14 protein-coding genes are annotated in these 16,023 nt (G+C 64.2%); 5 read left to right on the forward strand and 9 right to left on the reverse strand.

The features are described from left to right. Positions 1-102: 102 nt before the first annotated feature. The gene (locus tag ABY44_RS36995; protein WP_060171705.1) at positions 103-807 is read right to left on the reverse strand and encodes an SDR family oxidoreductase; all 705 of its coding nucleotides are present in this window, start codon (positions 805-807) and stop codon (positions 103-105) included. Positions 808-941: 134 nt separating this feature from the next. Here ABY44_RS36995 and gcvA point away from each other — a divergent pair, with 134 nt between their 5' ends. After that, positions 942-1,874 (forward strand): transcriptional regulator GcvA, encoded by a 933-nt coding sequence (gene gcvA / locus ABY44_RS37000; RefSeq protein WP_060171475.1) that lies wholly within the window; start codon positions 942-944, stop codon positions 1,872-1,874. 5 nt (positions 1,875-1,879) lie between these two features. After that, positions 1,880-2,227 (forward strand): hypothetical protein, encoded by a 348-nt coding sequence (locus ABY44_RS37005; protein ID WP_155639451.1) that lies wholly within the window; start codon positions 1,880-1,882, stop codon positions 2,225-2,227. A 10-nt stretch (positions 2,228-2,237) separates the two neighbouring features. Here the strand turns inward: ABY44_RS37005 and ABY44_RS37010 are convergent, their stop codons facing one another. The 6 genes from ABY44_RS37010 to ABY44_RS37035 form a co-directional block, all read right to left on the reverse strand. Then, a complete protein-coding gene (locus ABY44_RS37010) occupies positions 2,238-2,834 on the reverse strand; it encodes a pyridoxamine 5'-phosphate oxidase family protein (protein WP_060171707.1) in 597 nt (198 codons plus the stop codon). Between the two features lie 95 nt (positions 2,835-2,929). After that, positions 2,930-3,121 carry a hypothetical protein gene (locus ABY44_RS37015; RefSeq protein WP_060085652.1) on the reverse strand — a complete coding sequence of 64 codons (192 nt, stop codon included), beginning with the start codon at positions 3,119-3,121 and terminating at the stop codon, positions 2,930-2,932. Positions 3,122-3,133: 12 nt separating this feature from the next. Continuing rightward, positions 3,134-4,333 (reverse strand): PLP-dependent aminotransferase family protein, encoded by a 1,200-nt coding sequence (locus ABY44_RS37020; protein ID WP_027790708.1) that lies wholly within the window; start codon positions 4,331-4,333, stop codon positions 3,134-3,136. 317 nt (positions 4,334-4,650) lie between these two features. After that, the gene (locus tag ABY44_RS37025; RefSeq protein ID WP_059692862.1) at positions 4,651-5,619 is read right to left on the reverse strand and encodes a hypothetical protein; all 969 of its coding nucleotides are present in this window, start codon (positions 5,617-5,619) and stop codon (positions 4,651-4,653) included. A 106-nt stretch (positions 5,620-5,725) separates the two neighbouring features. Next, a complete protein-coding gene (locus tag ABY44_RS37030; RefSeq protein ID WP_060171480.1) occupies positions 5,726-7,369 on the reverse strand; it encodes a DUF2334 domain-containing protein in 1,644 nt (547 codons plus the stop codon). A 12-nt stretch (positions 7,370-7,381) separates the two neighbouring features. Next, positions 7,382-7,678 carry a hypothetical protein gene (locus tag ABY44_RS37035; protein WP_060171485.1) on the reverse strand — a complete coding sequence of 99 codons (297 nt, stop codon included), beginning with the start codon at positions 7,676-7,678 and terminating at the stop codon, positions 7,382-7,384. Positions 7,679-8,651: 973 nt separating this feature from the next. Between ABY44_RS37035 and ABY44_RS37040 the strand changes: the two genes are divergently transcribed. Both ABY44_RS37040 and ABY44_RS37045 read left to right on the forward strand, forming a co-directional pair. Continuing rightward, positions 8,652-10,610, forward strand: a complete 1,959-nt coding sequence (locus tag ABY44_RS37040) for a glycosyl transferase family protein (RefSeq protein ID WP_226113422.1) — start codon at positions 8,652-8,654, stop codon at positions 10,608-10,610. Beyond that, positions 10,607-12,301, forward strand: a complete 1,695-nt coding sequence (locus tag ABY44_RS37045; RefSeq protein ID WP_060171486.1) for an NfrA family protein — start codon at positions 10,607-10,609, stop codon at positions 12,299-12,301. Before ABY44_RS37040 ends, ABY44_RS37045 begins: the two co-directional genes overlap by 4 nt. Before the next feature lie 40 nt (positions 12,302-12,341). Here ABY44_RS37045 and ABY44_RS37050 read toward each other — a convergent pair whose 3' ends face one another. Both ABY44_RS37050 and fabF read right to left on the reverse strand, forming a co-directional pair. Then, positions 12,342-13,244, reverse strand: a complete 903-nt coding sequence (locus tag ABY44_RS37050) for a hypothetical protein (protein WP_060208666.1) — start codon at positions 13,242-13,244, stop codon at positions 12,342-12,344. A gap of 709 nt (positions 13,245-13,953) precedes the next feature. Next, entirely contained in the window at positions 13,954-15,243 is a 1,290-nt protein-coding gene (fabF, locus tag ABY44_RS37055) for a beta-ketoacyl-ACP synthase II (protein ID WP_431643550.1), read from the reverse strand. 99 nt (positions 15,244-15,342) lie between these two features. Between fabF and ABY44_RS37060 the strand changes: the two genes are divergently transcribed. Further along, the gene (locus ABY44_RS37060) at positions 15,343-15,978 is read left to right on the forward strand and encodes a TetR/AcrR family transcriptional regulator (protein WP_060171709.1); all 636 of its coding nucleotides are present in this window, start codon (positions 15,343-15,345) and stop codon (positions 15,976-15,978) included. Positions 15,979-16,023: the final 45 nt, after the last annotated feature.

The raw sequence follows: 16,023 nt of genomic DNA on the forward strand, positions 1-16,023 counted from the left end.
TTTGAAAGGTCTGATGTATCCCGGATTTGTCTGGTTTGTACGCGTTTGTAGCGGCGGCGCGGCGAGCGGCACGGCCGCTGCGGCCGCTCGCCCGCGCGACGCTTACAGCGCCTTGACGATCGCGCCGTCGACGCGAATGTTCTGCCCGGTGATGTAGCCCGCGCCGTCGGACAGCAGGAACGCGACCGTCTTCGCGATCTCGCCGGTCTTGCCGAAACGGCCGGCCGGGATGCGTGCGACGATCTCCGGCGTTTCCGGCCAGCTGTCGATGAAGCCCGGCAGCACCGCGTTCATCCGGATGTGCTCGGCCGCGTAACGTTCCGCGTAAAGACGCGTCCATGCGCTCAGCGCCGCGCGCAGTGCCGACGAAACGGGCATCGGCTGCTCGGGCGCGTCCGCCGCGAAGCTCGAGATGTTGACCGCCGCGCCGCCGCCCTGCTTCTGGAAGATCGGCGTCACACGGCGCATCACACGCACCACGTTCAGCAGGATCAGGTCGAGCCCGGCATGCCAGTTGTCGTCGGTGATCGCCAGCAGCTCGCCCTTCGGCGGATGCCCGGTGTTGTTCACGACCGCATCGATGCGGCCGTAGCGCGCGAGCGTTTCCTGCACGAGCCGGTCGATGTCGGCTTCTTCCGTCACCGAACCCTGGATGCCGAACCCGCCCAGTTCCTCGCCGAGCGCCACCGCGCTGCCCGACGGCGACATCAGCGCGACGCGATAGCCCGTCGCCGCCAGTTCGCGCGCGATCGCCGCGCCCATGCCCTTGCCCGCCGCCGTGATCAACGCCACTTTTTCTACAGTCACGATCTGCTCCTCATTCGAATCCTGCCGCCGCGCAACCGCCGTTCGGTGCGCCATGGTGGTAATGTAGGCGCATCGATACCCACTGTCGAACCAGTATTTCTGCCTCCAGTCGATAGTTTTTCTACAGCCTGACGATGCCGCCTCGCCCCTCCCGCCTGCCGCCGCTGAATGCGCTCCGCGCGTTCGAAGTGTCCGCGCGGCACCTCAATTTCCGCGCCGCCGCCGACGAGATCGGCGTCACGCAGGGCGCCGTCGCGCAGCAGGTGCGCCACCTCGAGGACGTGCTCGGCCTGAAGCTGTTCGAACGCCTGCCGCGCGGCCTCGCGCTGACGCACGACGGCGCCGCGTATTTCTCCGACGTCCAGCGCGCGCTGCACGCGATCGCCGACGCGACCGACAAGCTCGTGAAGCGGCGCGCCGCGCTGACCATCAGCACGACGCCGTCGTTCGCGTCGAAGTGGCTGATCCCGCGGCTCGCGCACTTCACCGACGCACATCCCGACTACGACGTGCGCGTGATCGCCGACCCGCAGATCGCGACGTTCCGCCACGACGGCGTCGATCTCGCGATCCGTTACGGCAAGCCGCCGTTCGGCAAGCATCTCGCCACGCACGCGCTGTTCCCGCTCGACGTGTGTGCCGTGTGCAGCCCCGCGCTGCTGGCCGCGCCGGCGTCGCCGCGCGCGCTTGCAAGCCACGTGCTGCTGCACGACGCGCACGACCTGTGGCCAGAGTTCCTCGCCGCGATGCCGGAGCCCGTCGACCTCGATCCGCACAAGGGGCTGCGCTTCAACCAGACGTCGCTCGCGATCGATGCGGCCGTCGCCGGCCAGGGCATCGCGCTCGCCACCGATCCGCTCGTCGAGCGCGACATCGCCGCCGGCCGGCTGTGCAAGCCGTTCGATTTCGCGTTTCCGCTGTCGATGGGGTTCTATCTCGTGTATCCGGCCGAACGGCGTGATGACGACGCCATCGTCGTGATGCGCGAGTGGATGACCGCGCAGGCGGCGTCGGACGGGCGGCCGCCCGATTCGCCCGGTAGCCGCGGCGCGGGAAGCAGCGCTTAGGCGCCGTGTGCGATCCCGGGCAGCCGGCGGCCAACCCCGCAACGGGCGATATGCCGCGAGGAGATGATCCGATGGGATGGGAAGAAAGATACGGCGGCATCTGGACGGGCGTGGTGATGCCCGGCGAGCAACCCGTTGCCGAAACGCATCTCGCCGATCGGCATCTGCTCACGCTGATTGTGCAACGGCCCGATGGCCTGTATCGGGCCGTCGTCCTCGGGCATCATCCCGATCCGCAGTGGCGTCTGCCGTTCTGGGGAGAAGTCATTGCGCCCGCGATCGTCGGGTCGATCGATGACGGGGAGCAGTACCTCGCCGCGGCATTGGCCCGTCACGTCGAAAGCGGCGCGTGAGCAGTCCGGCTCAGGGCGCGACCCACCGGCCTTCGTAGCCGCCTTCATGCAGGTCGAACACCGCGCGGCGATGGCCGGCGCGCGCGAGTTCGAGCCAGTCGATGCGCGTCACACTCACGTGAAGCAGGCAGAAGTTCTCGTAACCGTCGTCGTCGGGATTGGCGCGCGGGCTCGCCGACACATGCGCGGCTTCAGGCGACTCGACCGGCGTACCCGGCGGCAACGGTGCGCGATACAGCAGCAGCGTATGCGGTCGGCTCGATTGCCAGATCGCGCGGCGTTGCGCTTCGTCGTCGCAGATCGATGCAACGCCCTCCGCGCGAATCTGCACGAGCGCATCGAGATCGCTGGCGACGAGCGCGATGCGCGGATCGCGCCGCAGCTCCGCGACCTTCTCCGAGCGCACATCAGTATGAAACGACAGCACACGATCGGCACGGCTCGCCTGACGCAACACGATCGTGCGTACCTTCGGCGCGCCGTCGATACCGAGCGTCGCGGCCTGCAGCATCGTGAACGGCGAACGCTGCGCGCTCACGCCGGATTCGAGGCAGGACCAGAGGCGCTCGTACGTTTGCGCGAGCGATTCGGAAGTTGAGTCGGACATGGCGAAGCGGCGATCGTGCGTGTTGCGGTCGCGCAAGCTTAACCGCTTGCGGCGGCGCCGGCACGCGTGCCGCACGCCGGCCGTCGCCGTGCGGCTCAGTTGTAGCCGAGGACGACCGGCGCCGCGTCGCCGATGTCGTCCGCCGGCTGGGCGCCGAAGCGGCCGAGCACGTCGGCCACATACTGCGGCCCTGCGCTGATCTGCGACGAGCGGTGCGCCACGGGCCGGTTATCGCCCGCGCCCGGTGCTGCGCCCATCGATACGGTGTCGTTGACGGTGATATTCACGTTGTTGTCTCCTCACGCGGCGAGCGCCGCTCCATACGCGCGCACGAGGCGCGCGACGCCTTCCCGGATCGCATCGACGTCCGGCGCGGCGAACGACAGGCGCAGCGATGCCGCGTCGACGTTGTCCGCGAAGAACGCCTTGCCCGGCACGAACACGATCTTGTTCGCGATCGCCTGTTGCAGCAGCACGTCCGACGACACCGCGCCGATCCGCGCCCACACGAACATCCCGCCTTCGGGACGATGAAATTCGATCGCATCGCCCAGGCCGTCGCGCAATGCGTCGCACATCGCATCGCATTTGCGCTGGTACGCGGCCGTGATGCGCGGCAAATGACGTTCGAGCGCGCCGTCGGCCAGATATTCGGCGGCGGTCGCCTGCGTCCACGGCGTGCTGCACAGGTCGACCGTCTGCTTCGCGATCACGCAGCGGCGTGCGATCTCGGCCGGCGCGATCGTCCAGCCCACGCGCAGCCCCGGCGCGACGATCTTCGACAGGCTCGCGAAATGCACGATCCAGTCGCGTGCGCCGTCCACTTCGTCGGCCAGCGCAAGCATCGACGGCACGGCTTCGCCCGCGAAACGCAGGTCGCCGTACGGATCGTCCTCGACGATCAGGAAGCGGTATTGCACCGCGAGACGCAGCAGCTTCAGCCGTCGTTCGCGCGTGAGCGTCGCGCCCGTCGGGTTCGCGAAGGTCGGGACCGTGTAGAGCAGCTTCGGCTGCGCGATCGCGCCGGATGAAAGCTGTTCGCCGAGACGATCGACGTCGAGCCCCGCGCCGTCGACCGGAATCGTCACGATGCGCGCCTGCTGCAGACGCATCGCCTGCAGCGTCGCCGGATAGGCCGGCTGCTCGGTCAGCACGACGTCGCCGGGCGACACCATCACGCGCAGCAACAGGTCGAGCCCCTGCTGCGAACCGGTCGTGACGAGCAGCTCTGCCGCCGTGCACGCCACACCGCGACGCGCCATCAACGCGATCAGTTGCTGCTTCAGTTCGGCGAGGCCATCGGTCGGGCCGTATTGCAGGCAGCGCACCGGCTGCGCGTACGCGCGCCCGGCGGCCGCGTTCAGGCCGTCGACGTCGAACAGGTCGCTGGCCGGATAGCCGCCCGCGAAGGAAATCATGCCCGGTTCGGACAGGTACTTGAACAGTTCGCGGATCGGCGAGCCGGCGGGATTCTGGAATGAAGGGGTGAACGCGTACATGTCGTCGTGAGCTGGATGGTGCGGGCGGCCGGGATAGCCGCCAGGTACCGGCCACCGCGGCGCTTCTGGCGCCACGGCGGCGAAATCGAGCCACGATTGTCGATAGTCATTAAGGCTGCGGCAAACGATATCTATGCACTAGGTCTTGCGGTTTGGTCATCAAATGGGGCGCGGGCGGGAGCAGCAAATCGACGGTCGGCCCCGTACGCCGGCGTGCCGGCACCGGGTGCCGGGCACGCGTTGCCGCCGGAAAGCCAATCCGCCCGATTGTTTCGCCGCCCGCTCCCTTGCCCCCGGTTCGCCGGAACCGGGCCGAATCAGTGCGCCGTGCCCACCGGCACGGCCGGCGGCGGCTTCGGCTTCCACGTCGAGAGCGTGCGCGTGAGGTCGTCCGACACATAGTGCGGACCATCGAACAGGTAGACCGGATAACCGCGATACGCCAGCAGTTGCTTGCCCAGCTCGTCGGCGCTGGCCGAACGGAATCCGCCCCGCTCGGCAGGCCTGAACGCCTCGGCGATGACACGCACGCGTTTTTTTCCCAACTTTGCAACCAGTTCGTCGAGGTAGGCGCGCGCGACATACGGCTCGCGGGCATAGACACCGCAACCGTCCTGGAAGAACACGCCGACGTCCGCGGGCAGCCACGCCGCGAGCCAGTCCGCGAGCGCCTTTCCGCCGATGTTGGTCTGGTCGTACACGCTCACCCAGAGCGGCCGCGGCAGCCGTTGCAGGACGGCGGCGAGCTTTGGCGCGTCCTGCCAGGTCGGATCGATCTCGACCGGGAAGTAGTAGCCGGTGACATGCAGCGGAACCGGTGCGCGCGCCACTTCCAGCGACTGGTCGGCGAGCGTCGACAGATGGGTGCGCGCCCGTTTTTCGTCCTGGTAGCCGGCCAGCCCCAGGATGACGTTCCTGGCCCACGGCTCACGACCGATGCGCTCCCAGTCGGGAAGGTGCGCGGCAGGCTGGATCGAGGTGCTGGCGATGAACGCGGTATCGTCGACGACGGTCCATTGAATCAGCAGATCGTGAATGCCGAGCATCTGCCAGTTGCCGACCGGATTCGTCGTCGAGTTGTCCACCTGCCAGACGATGCCGTCCGCGTGCACGTCGTGCGCGGTCCAGCTGCAGGCGGCCACGACGAGCGAGGCGCCGATCGCCGCGAGCGTCGCCGCCCGGGGCGAACGCGGCGCGACTGAAAGCGGGCCCGGTCGCGCGGCGAGCCGAAGCCGGCCCATACGCCGTTGAATCCTGCGCCAGGCCGGGATCGCGTATGGGGTCATCGCTGGCTCTCCGGAAGCATGCCTGCGCGTCATCGTAGCCGATCGAACGCAAACGTGCGACCCGCATTGCCGATGCGGGTCGCACGGGGCTGTCGCTCCGCCTGCGTCACTTGGCCGTCGTGCCGTCCACCCACTTGTAGCCGAGATTCGTAATGCCGGTAATCATGCTCTGGAAGTCCTGGAGCGCCGGCAATCCGAGATCCGGTTCAAGCCAGTACGGATGGAAGAAGAACGACGCGAAACCATCGCGTACCGCCAGGCCGTACTGGGCATTGGTCACGATTTGCTGCCACGTGTACGTGATGCACGAGAACGGGTCGATATTGCAGATGTTGTACTGCACGCTGCCCAGGTTCTCCGGAACGATCCGCTGCCCGTAGTAATCGGCGTTGATGATGTACGGGAAAAACTGCCCGGCCGAGAAGTCCTGGTTGGCGGCACCCGTTCCGAGTTGCGGCTTGGTCGACGTGTAGTACACGGCCCGCTGGAACGTGGTCGGGAACGTGAGGGCTGTCGCCGACGACGCGGCCGGCGACATCTGGTACTGCGGCGCGGCCCAGCCGACGATCTTGTAGCCGTTGAGCGTGAACTCGAGCAGGCCGTCGGCCATCCTGCCTTCCGCCCACGGGATGGAGTCCTCATCAACCGGCCGGTTCTGTACCGCGTACCAGAACTCGTAGTCGCTGCCGCTGACTGCATTCAGCAGGTTCGGCGTCGAATCGTACTGGTGCGTGTAGCCGTGCATCACGATCGAGCCGCCGCGCGCGAGCGCGTAGTTCAGTGCCCTCTTGAGGCCGGTTGCCTGCGCCAGATGGATCGTCTCCGGCACGCCGCCGTTGTAATAGCCGTTCGGGTCCGTATACAACGGGATGGTTGCCATCGTGAACGGAATGTGCTTCGAGTACATGTAATTCGTCAGCTGCTGCATCGAACTCGTCGTCGTATACGCGTCGAGGTCTTCCAGACGGACGAGCGCACGGTGATTCACCGGTGCATTGGTCTGCAGGATGTCGTGCAGGATGTCGCAGATCACCAGGTAGCGATCCGTCGGGCCGATGTAGGAAAACGGCATGTCCGCGAAGTACCAGAAGTTGCCCGAGCGCATGATGTACGGCGCGGTTGCCCCGCTCTGGCTGTTCTTGATGGTGACGAGCGCCTGCGCCTTGGTGGAATCGACGACCTGGGTCAATCCAATGTCCGGATCCGCGCTGATGACGCCCGTCGACGCGTTATAGGCGTAGTACTTGACCATCGACAGGTTCTTGTACGTGACCGTATCGTAGAAGCCAGGATTCGGATTGCTCGCCGACGGCGTCGCGTTCATCCCCGCGAGGCCCACGAAGCTGAACCCGAAGGTCTGATTGAACGTGAAGGCCGTGTTCCAGGCCAGTTGCCACAAGTTGTACTTGAACCAGACCACCGTCTTCTTGGTGGTCATCACGTCGCTCATGAACGCCGTCGGAATCGGGTTGTTGTAGTAGTCGCCGATATAGAACGTGACGTCGTGGCTCCCGACCATGCCGGACGTGTAGTTCTGGATCGGAACCAGATCGATCGTCGCATTGAAATGGCCAAGCAGGTTTCTCAGCATGATGCTGTACATCAGACCGAGCTTCGAATACGGGTCGTTGGCCGGGTTGTCGTACAGCACGAGCGTGTGCGCTGTGGTGGCCTGCGCGTGCGCGGTGCCCGGCAATGTCATTTGCGCGAGCCCCGCTAGCAGGGCGATGACGAGCAAGATCTTTTTCATGGCCGTTTCTCCCTAGTCACGTTGCACATTGCCGTTGAGTTTCTTGACGGAATTCTTGCTGAACTTCGGGCGCCCCGTTTCCTTGTATGCCTTCTCCCAATCCTCGTCGGACATCCCTGCTTTCACGTTGACCTGGGCCGAGCCGTTCGGCAGCGGAGGCGGCTTGATGTTCATGACGGAAGCGTTGCTTGTCGCCTGCGCATTCGCATCCTGAACGCCGACGGCGACGGCGAACGTGGTGATCAATGCGACGAGTGATCCGGCGATGCTCAACCCGTTTCGAAAAGATTCATTGCGATGCGAAGGCATGATTTTCATCCTTTGATATGCAAAATAAGTTCATCTCGCTCGCGAGACGAGCATCGAGAATCACCCTCCGGAATCGGGGCGCCATGTCGTTAATTTTTGCTGCGCAATTGAAACCAGACAAATAAATCCGGGAGGAGATGGCTTTACTTTCAAGCTAGATCCGTACCATCGGTCGCAAATGGGCATGCGCCAAGGGAGTGAAATTCACGCATCGACGCCACTCGAAAATTGGGCCGATAAAACGTTTCAGGCATGCAACGCGGCGGTGTCATGAATTTAATCGGACAAACGCGCGAACCCTGTTCGTACGATTCAGGGAAAACCAGTCAATCGCCGCGCTTCTCTGAGCGCAACGCGAAGATTTCCTCCGGTGACATGCATGTGCAATGACGACTGAAGCACCGGCTTTCCGGTTCGACGCCTGTTTATCCGGCTGGTCACCGCCGGAATCGTGTGGCGATTTCCCGAAAGCGACGATCGGGGCCCGGCAGAGGGTCGGAAAACGATGTGTCATCCGGTCGATCGACGGCGTGTTTCAGCACTGAAACATTTGGCTCGGATTCGGCAGGCCAATCCCGTGCGGCCCCCTGCGACGCACGTAACGTCAAGGGTCGCGCAGCGATGGCGCACGACTTGCTACATGAGCTGTGTGCTGCGGAGTCGGTGCGCGGGGGCACTGCGCAAGCGTCGGGTGGAGAGCGGCGGCAGGCGATCAGGAATGCAGGGACGGAGGCAGGCAAGCAAGCGGGAAACGGGCTGTCAAAAAGTCATCCACTGAACACGTTGCATCGTTCGCGATGCAACGTGACCACATCGAGAAAGCTCGCGTGCTGCCGGCTTTTTCGAGCGGCGGGAATTCGCGCGGCGCAAGCCACGGAGTGGACGTGACGGGGCCGGCGAGGACGGGGAACTTTCGTCTTTCGTCGATACGAGGGGAAATAATCAAATACAAGATAAAAGCGCGGAAAAAATGATGGATAACATGATTTGGAGTGCGTACTTATACGCACTTAACCTTGTCGCCATTGTGACCGCAATTGTCATCCTGGTAAGCACACTGGATGACCTCACGCTGGATGCCTGTTACTGGTCGTTTGAAATCCGGCGCATCCTGCGTCGTGAAAAATCTCAAACGATCGATATCGGCATGCTGCGCGCACTGGAAGAACGGCATCTGGCGCTGATGGTACCGGCCTGGAAGGAATACGACGTGATCGCCAAGATGATCGAAAACACCTTGGCGACCCTCGAGTACGAGCGCTACGTGATATTCGTCGGCACCTATCACAACGATGCCGAAACCACGGCCGAGGTCGAACGCATGGTCCGCCGGTACCCGGGCAGGGTCACGCGCGCGACCGTCATGAACGACGGGCCGACCTGCAAGGCGGACTGCCTGAACTGGATCGTCGAAGCGATCCTGCGCTACGAAGCGGTCCACCGAATTCAATTCGCGGGCGTCGTCATGCACGACTGCGAGGACGTCATTCATCCGGTCGAACTCAAGTATCTCAACCACGCGGTCGCGGATAGCGACCTGGTCCAGCTTCCCGTGCTGTCCTTGCCGCGAAAATGGAACGAGTTCGTCGCCGGATGCTACCTGGACGACTTCAGCGAAACGCACCAGAAGGATGTGCCGGTTCGGGCCCGCCTGACCGGCATCGTCCCGGGCGCGGGCGTTGCATCGTGCTATAGCAGGCGCTCGATCGAAGCGGCGATGAAGGAACGCAACGGCGCGCCGTTCAACACCAGTTCGCTGACCGAGGATTACGACTTCAGCTTCCGGTTGAGAGACCTGGGGATGAAGGAAACCTTTGCATGCATTCCATTGACGGGCATCACGCGCGATGCAGCGGAAAGACGCGCAACGGGTAGCGTCGCCGATCGCAACCTGCTGGCCACGCGCGAGTATTTTCCGAAAACATTTCGTACAGCGTACCGTCAGCGCACGCGCTGGATCCTCGGCATCGCCTTTCAGGGCTGGGAACAACTCGGCTGGAAAGGCAACCTTCTCACCCGATACATGTTCTTCCACGATCGCAAGGGCATCGTGACCTCGCTGTTTTCGGTCATTGCCTATGGCGTGCTGATCAACTTCCTGTTGCTCGGCGCACTTCAGCGATCCATCCATGTCATCCCCGTCGGCGCCCCGCTCGTCATGGCGAGCCACTGGGTCGCGCCGCTGCTGTGGATCAACACCGCCATGCTGTTCGCGCGGGCCGGGCAGCGTTTCCACTTCGTCAGCAAGCTGAACGGCCCGACCCAGGGGCTGCTGTCGATCCCGCGGATGTTCGTCAACAACCTGATCAATTTCTACGCGGTTTGCCGCGCGTGGCGCATCTATATCGGCCACCTGGTGACCGGCAAGCCCATCGCCTGGGACAAGACCAGCCATACCTATCTGTCGAACGAAGCGCTCGGGAAAGCACGCATGAAAGTCGGCGAGATCCTGGTCGGCTGGGGCGTGGTCACGCTGGAGCAATTGCAGGCGAGCCTCGATAAGCAGCTGACCTGCGGCAAACGGCTGGGTGAACTGCTGGTCGAAGGCTGCGCGATATCCGCCGAATCGCTCGCGGATGCGATCGCCGAGCAAGCCGAACTGCCCCGGGTGAGCCTCGGCAACGTCGCGGTAGGCCACTTCGCGGATTCGCTGGCATTCGAGCTCCAGTACGCATACCACGCCGTCCCGTTTTCGACCGCGGAAGACGGCACGTTGAACGTTGCGGTCGGGCGACCGCTCACGCCGGACGAACAGGACGTCGTGCGGCGCGGCGCCCGATCGAACGTGGCCTACTTCATCGCCTGCGATGCGGAGATTGCCGCCGAACTCTCCCGGCACTCGCGCTTCGTCGAACTCGCCCGCGTACGCGACGGCGACCCGGCGGCGCAGCAAGGCGCCCTCGTGACGAAACCGTCGGGAGAACAGGCATGAAGCATTCGAAACCCCCGATCGCGGCCGGCCTCAAGCGCTGCGCACGGTTGAGCGCACTGGCGATCGCCGTGTCGCTGGCGTGGCAGGCGCCGGCCTTCGCCGCGCAGCCGCTGACGCCCAAAGCCTACCGGCTCGCCGACAGCGCCTACAAGGCGATCAATGCCGGCGACCTGCCGCTCGCGGAAGTGTATGCATCGCGCGCCATCAGGATTCAGCCCGGTAGCGAACAGCTCGGGCTGCTGCTCGTCGACGTATACAGGCGGGAAGGAAAGGTCGACGAAGCGGACGCCTTGGTGGAATCGCTGACGGTTCGTTTTCCGAAGAGTGCGGCGGTGCGTGCGCAGCATGGCTACCTGGCGCAGCGGCAGATGCACTACGACGTCGCCTGCAGCGATTTCTCGGCCGCCGTCGCAACCGGGAAATGGAGCAAGGAGCAGCAGCGCAACCTGCGTCTCGCCTGGTCGGACAGCGCGCTCGCGGCGAATCGTCCGCATGAAGCCGGCATTGCGCTGGCACCGCTCGCCGATGAAAAATCGGCCGTGGTTCAGTTGCGCATCGCGCAGTTGAGCCTGCAGGCGGGCGACCGCGATACCGCGATCCGGATGGCGGATCTCGCGGCCGACGATGCGACGACCGAAGGCGAGCGCAACATGGCCGCGTCGATCGCGGCGCAGGCGCGGCAGGAAGACCAGCCCGCCCAGGCGCCGGTGGACAATACCGCGCAACAGAAGTTGCAGGAAGCCTATGACCTGCTGCGCGACCACAAGGATCGCGAGGCACTCGACGCATTCCAGGAGGGATTCGCCGGCGGCGCCGGCAACGCGATGAACTACGCGGACGCGGGTTATGCCGCCAAGCGGATCGGGTTGAATGACGAGTCCATCGACCTGTTCGAGCACAGCCTCGACGCCGACGAGAACGAACACAAATTCGATGCGCAGCACAAGTTCGGCTATCGACGGGAAGTCGAGCAGCTTCAGCGCACCTGGGGGTTCGTGCTGAGCGCGCCGTACCAGTCGGCCGCATTCGGCCCGCAAGGCACGATCAGCGTGTTGCAGCCGGGTATCGAAGCGTATTGGCAGCCGCCGAAGATCGGCTATCAGAACGGCCGCATCTTCCAGTTCTTCGTGCGTGGATACGGCACGGCCTACGACGGGACGGGCAACGTGACCGGCATGCCGACCGTGCAGGGTTCGGTGGGCGCGCGCTACAAGCCGCTGCCCGACCAGAACGTCGTGCTGACCGCCGAGCGGCTGTTCCACGTCGGCAGCCTGTCGATGACGGACTGGCTGATGCGCGTGGGTTATTCGTCGGAGGCCGGGACCGACCTGCGGGTGACCGAACCGAGCTGGCGCAGCTGGCAGGCGTATGTCGAAGGCGCGTACTTCATCAGCGCGGGCCGGTACATCATTTATTCGGAGTTGCGTTACGGGCACACCTGGCGTTTGCCGATGATCAGCGATCGGCTGACCATCTACCCGCACGCCGCGGTGGCCGGCGATCACGACAATCGACAGCCGGAAAAGACGGCGATCGGCGCCGGGCCCGGCATCCAGTTGCGGTACTGGTTTCGCGAAGGGCGGTACAGCGCGCCGGCAAGCTATCTGGATGTCACGGTGCAATACCGGTTCGGATTGACGTCAGCGGCACGCGCACGTGGTCTCGTGGTACGCGCGACATTGTGGTTCTAACCAACGACGCTGACGCTTGCTCCTGGATGGCGCTTTTCGCTTAGTTGGGCGCCTTGAGCGTGATGATCGTCTGACGCAACAGCTGGAAGTACGAGCTCGTCGAATACGGGAGCATTTGCTCGGCGTAGTTCCACCAGAAGAATCCGCCGATGAAACGCGGATCGGTCATGCTGTTGACCATCGGGTAGTAGGTCTTGATCAGGTTCTGCTGCACCGATGCGGGCGCGGAGATATCCGAGGTGCCGATTTCGCCGAAGCCGACCTTCGCGTTCGGGAAGATGCTTTCCAGCGCCGCGAAATCGTTCTTCCACGTCGGGTTCAGCCCCGGGCAATCCTGATACGGGTAGTAGCTGAACAGCGCGTAGTCGGCCTGCTGGCGGACCGTCGAGGACAGGAACGCGGTCGGCCACGTCTTCCAGTAATCCTGCGGCTTCTCCCAGCAGTTGTTGCCCTTGCTGTCGTCGTTGTAGTACAGCGTGATGGCCGTCTTGCCGCCGTTCGATTTGACGATCTGGTTGGCCGCCGCAACCATCTGGCCGATCTGCTGCTCTTGCGAGTTGACCACGGAATTCGTGCCGCTCGGGTTGTTACGCAGCCATTCGCCGTTGATTTCGTTCGCGATCTCCCAGACGTCGACGGTGTTCTTCAGCTGCGACACCAGTTCCTGCGTTCTTGCCTTGTACGTGGTGAGGTCCGTCGGGAAATAGTAGGAATCGTAGACTTCGCCCATCACGTACGCGACTGCGTGCAGGCGCAGCAGAGGCGCGTAGTAGTCGGCGGCCGACGTACCCGGATCGAACACGACACGCACGGTGGGCTTGTACGGCAGGTTCTGCAGCGACGCGACGATGGCGTCCAGTTTGGTCAGGTCGTCGAGGGTCACACCGTAGACGGGATTCTTCAGAGGTTCGACCTGGGCTTCGGCGGGCCGGGATAAAGGCATGAGCCCGGCATAAGCGACGCATGCGGCGATGGCCGTGCGCGAGAGATTTTTCGTCAGTCCTTTCAAAACGCTTTCCGTTATAAAGTAAGAGGAAGCGCGATTTTAGACGAAAATAAAAGATAATTATCGGACGATACGCGAAGTAGCGAGCCCTAAAACTTCGTTAGGATTGGTATCGAAAGCGAGCTATCCGGAGTGTCGCGACGGGTGATTGTTACGAAATACTGATTAAATCGGCGCGGGGTGCGGAGACGCAGCAGAGGCGTCCAAGGGTAAAGCCGATGTCCGGGTGGCTGCTTGCAAACGATTGCGGACATCCCGAGCCGGTAGCAACGGATTTCGACTGACAAGCGCGGCAGCATGAAGGGAGCCGCTCGCCAGGGTCGCGTCGGAACGTCCGTCGCCAGAGTCAGATCAGGCGAGTAAGTCAAAACCCGGATCTCTCGGCCAGCGTCGGATCAGGCCTGAGATTGCTTCGCCGTCACGCCACCACGGGCCGTGATCGACCCGAAGCCGACGTACGCCGGCACATTCGCCGATGCCGAGAGCAGAAGCTCAATTGAATGTTCCGATCAGACCGTGTACCGAAGGGTTTCGCCGAATGGCCCAGACTTCACGCGTCCACTGAGCGTTTGATCGTGAATCGATCGCCGATCGAGGAGCCGACCGGGCCGCTGGCACCCGGCAGGCTTCGCAGACGCGGGCGACATCAAGCTCCCCAACGCTTGAAGACGAGGCTGGCGTTCACGCCGCCGAAGCCGAAACCGTTGGCCATCGCGTGAACGATCGGCATGTGCCGCGGCGCATCGTGCACGATGTCCAGGCCCTCGGCGAGTGCGTCCGGCTGTTCGAGGTTCAGCGTCATCGGGACGACCTGATCGCGCAAGGCCAGGGCGGTGAAGATCGCCGCTACGCCACCGGCCGCGCCCAGCAAGTGGCCCGTCGCCGACTTGGTGGAGGTGATGGCGAGCGGGACGTCGACGCCGAACAGGTCGCGCACCGCGGCCAATTCGCCCAGGTCGCCGACCGGCGTCGAGGTCGCGTGAGCGTTGAGATGCTGCAGGTCGGACGCGGTCAGGCCGGCCTGCGTCAGCGCCGCCTGCATCGAGCGTCGCGCGCCGCTGCCGTCTTCGGGGCCGGAGGTAATGTGAAACGCGTCGGCGCTGGTGCCATACCCAATGAGTTCGACCAGGGGGACGGCGCCGCGCGCAAGCGCGTGCTCGAGCGATTCGATCACCAGCATGCCGGCGCCTTCGCCCATCACGAAACCGTCGCGAGTCTGATCGAAGGGCCGCGATGCGCGGGTTGGCGTGTCATTGAAGCCGGTGGACAAGGTCTTCGCTGCGGCGAAGGCGCCCAGGCTGACGCGATCGATTGCGGCCTCGGCGCCACCGCACACCGCGATGTCGGCCTCGCCGCAGCGGATCAGCCGCGCCGCGTCGCCGATGGCCTGGATGCTCGCGGCACAAGCGGTCACCGGGGCGCCCATTGGCCCCTTCAGGCCGTGCCTGATCGACACGTGGCCCGCGGCAAGGTTGACGAGGAACGAGGGGATCGTGAATGGCGACAGACGCTTCGGTCCGCGCGTCTCGGTCGTCCGCACCGCGCCCGCGATTGCCGGAAATCCACCGATGCCCGACGCGATGACCGTGGCTGTGCGCTGCCGGGACGCTTCGTCGGCCGGAGCCCATTGCGCCTGCGCGAGTGCCTCTTGCGCGGCGGCGAGCGCGAAGGCGATGAAGCGGTCAATCTTGCGCTGGTCCTTGGTCGACACAAAGCGGTCGATGTCGAAGCCGCCGCACGCATCCTCGTGCACATCGGGCACCACACCGCCCACGCGTGCCGCGATGTCCGCCGTCATCGCATCCGGCAGCAGGCGCAAGCCTGACTGGCCGGCCAGCAGCCGCTGCCACACCAGCTCGACTCCGGAACCCAGCGGCGAGACCATTCCCATGCCGGTGACGACGATTCGGCGGTTCGCAGTGGGCGTGATGTGCATGGATTCTGTCCTGGTCGATCTATTGATGATGATCGACATCATACAGTATTGAGTATGATTGTCATCAACACGCAATGCCATGCGCACGAAAGGATCTTCATGAAAGTCTCGAAAACGCAGGTGGCCGAAAACCGCCTGGCCATCCTGCAGGCCGCGGCCCGGCTGTACCGCGAGCGCGGTTTCACCGGCGTGGGGGTGGCCGACATCACACGCGAGGCCGGGCTCACCCACGGCGGGCTGTACCGGCACTTCGAATCGAAGGATGCGCTGGCGGCCGAGGCCGCGGAATACGCGTTCGAGTGGAAACTCTCCGAGCTGGAGACACCGGATGCCGATGCGAACACCGACGCCGACGGGTTCCTTCGAGCTGGAGTCGCGAATTACTTGTCGCCGCAGCATCGCGACAGCATCGGCCAAGGCTGCCCGGTGGCCGCGCTCGCGGCAGACGCGGCACGCGAAACGGGTGCGATCGCGGACGCTTTCGCCCAAGGCATCGGGCGCTACATGACGCTATTCGCGCAGCGGAGGCCCGATGGCACCGAGGCTGCGCAGATCGAACCCGAGGACCGGGTTCGCGCAATTTCGATGCTGTCGACAATGGTGGGCGGGTTGATCCTCGCCCGAGCCACCGCGCGGGGATTGCCCGCGCTATCGGACGAGATTCTCGCGACCTTGCGCGATCATCTTGCGGCCACATGGGGCCTCGATGAAGTCAACGTCGACGGACGCGACTAGAAATCAATCGCCGAAGGGGCGAATCCCCCCCCCGAACCACACCCT

It is taken from the genome of Burkholderia sp. ZZQ-2 (assembly GCF_050768715.1).
In the GTDB taxonomy this organism is placed as follows: domain Bacteria; phylum Pseudomonadota; class Gammaproteobacteria; order Burkholderiales; family Burkholderiaceae; genus Burkholderia; species Burkholderia cepacia.

What these genes read in the sequence shown, in the direction of transcription:
- gcvA (WP_060171475.1), top strand. Translation starts at nt 942, where the DNA reads ATGCCGCCTCGCCCCTCCCGCCTGCCGCCGCTGAATGCGCTCCGCGCG.
- ABY44_RS37010 (WP_060171707.1), bottom strand. Translation starts at nt 2,834, where the DNA reads ATGTCCGACTCAACTTCCGAATCGCTCGCGCAAACGTACGAGCGCCTC.
- ABY44_RS37020 (WP_027790708.1), bottom strand. Translation starts at nt 4,333, where the DNA reads ATGTACGCGTTCACCCCTTCATTCCAGAATCCCGCCGGCTCGCCGATC.
- ABY44_RS37025 (WP_059692862.1), bottom strand. Translation starts at nt 5,619, where the DNA reads ATGACCCCATACGCGATCCCGGCCTGGCGCAGGATTCAACGGCGTATG.
- ABY44_RS37030 (WP_060171480.1), bottom strand. Translation starts at nt 7,369, where the DNA reads ATGAAAAAGATCTTGCTCGTCATCGCCCTGCTAGCGGGGCTCGCGCAA.
- ABY44_RS37035 (WP_060171485.1), bottom strand. Translation starts at nt 7,678, where the DNA reads ATGCCTTCGCATCGCAATGAATCTTTTCGAAACGGGTTGAGCATCGCC.
- ABY44_RS37040 (WP_226113422.1), top strand. Translation starts at nt 8,652, where the DNA reads ATGGATAACATGATTTGGAGTGCGTACTTATACGCACTTAACCTTGTC.
- ABY44_RS37045 (WP_060171486.1), top strand. Translation starts at nt 10,607, where the DNA reads ATGAAGCATTCGAAACCCCCGATCGCGGCCGGCCTCAAGCGCTGCGCA.
- ABY44_RS37050 (WP_060208666.1), bottom strand. Translation starts at nt 13,244, where the DNA reads ATGCCTTTATCCCGGCCCGCCGAAGCCCAGGTCGAACCTCTGAAGAAT.
- fabF (WP_431643550.1), bottom strand. Translation starts at nt 15,243, where the DNA reads ATGCACATCACGCCCACTGCGAACCGCCGAATCGTCGTCACCGGCATG.
- ABY44_RS37060 (WP_060171709.1), top strand. Translation starts at nt 15,343, where the DNA reads ATGAAAGTCTCGAAAACGCAGGTGGCCGAAAACCGCCTGGCCATCCTG.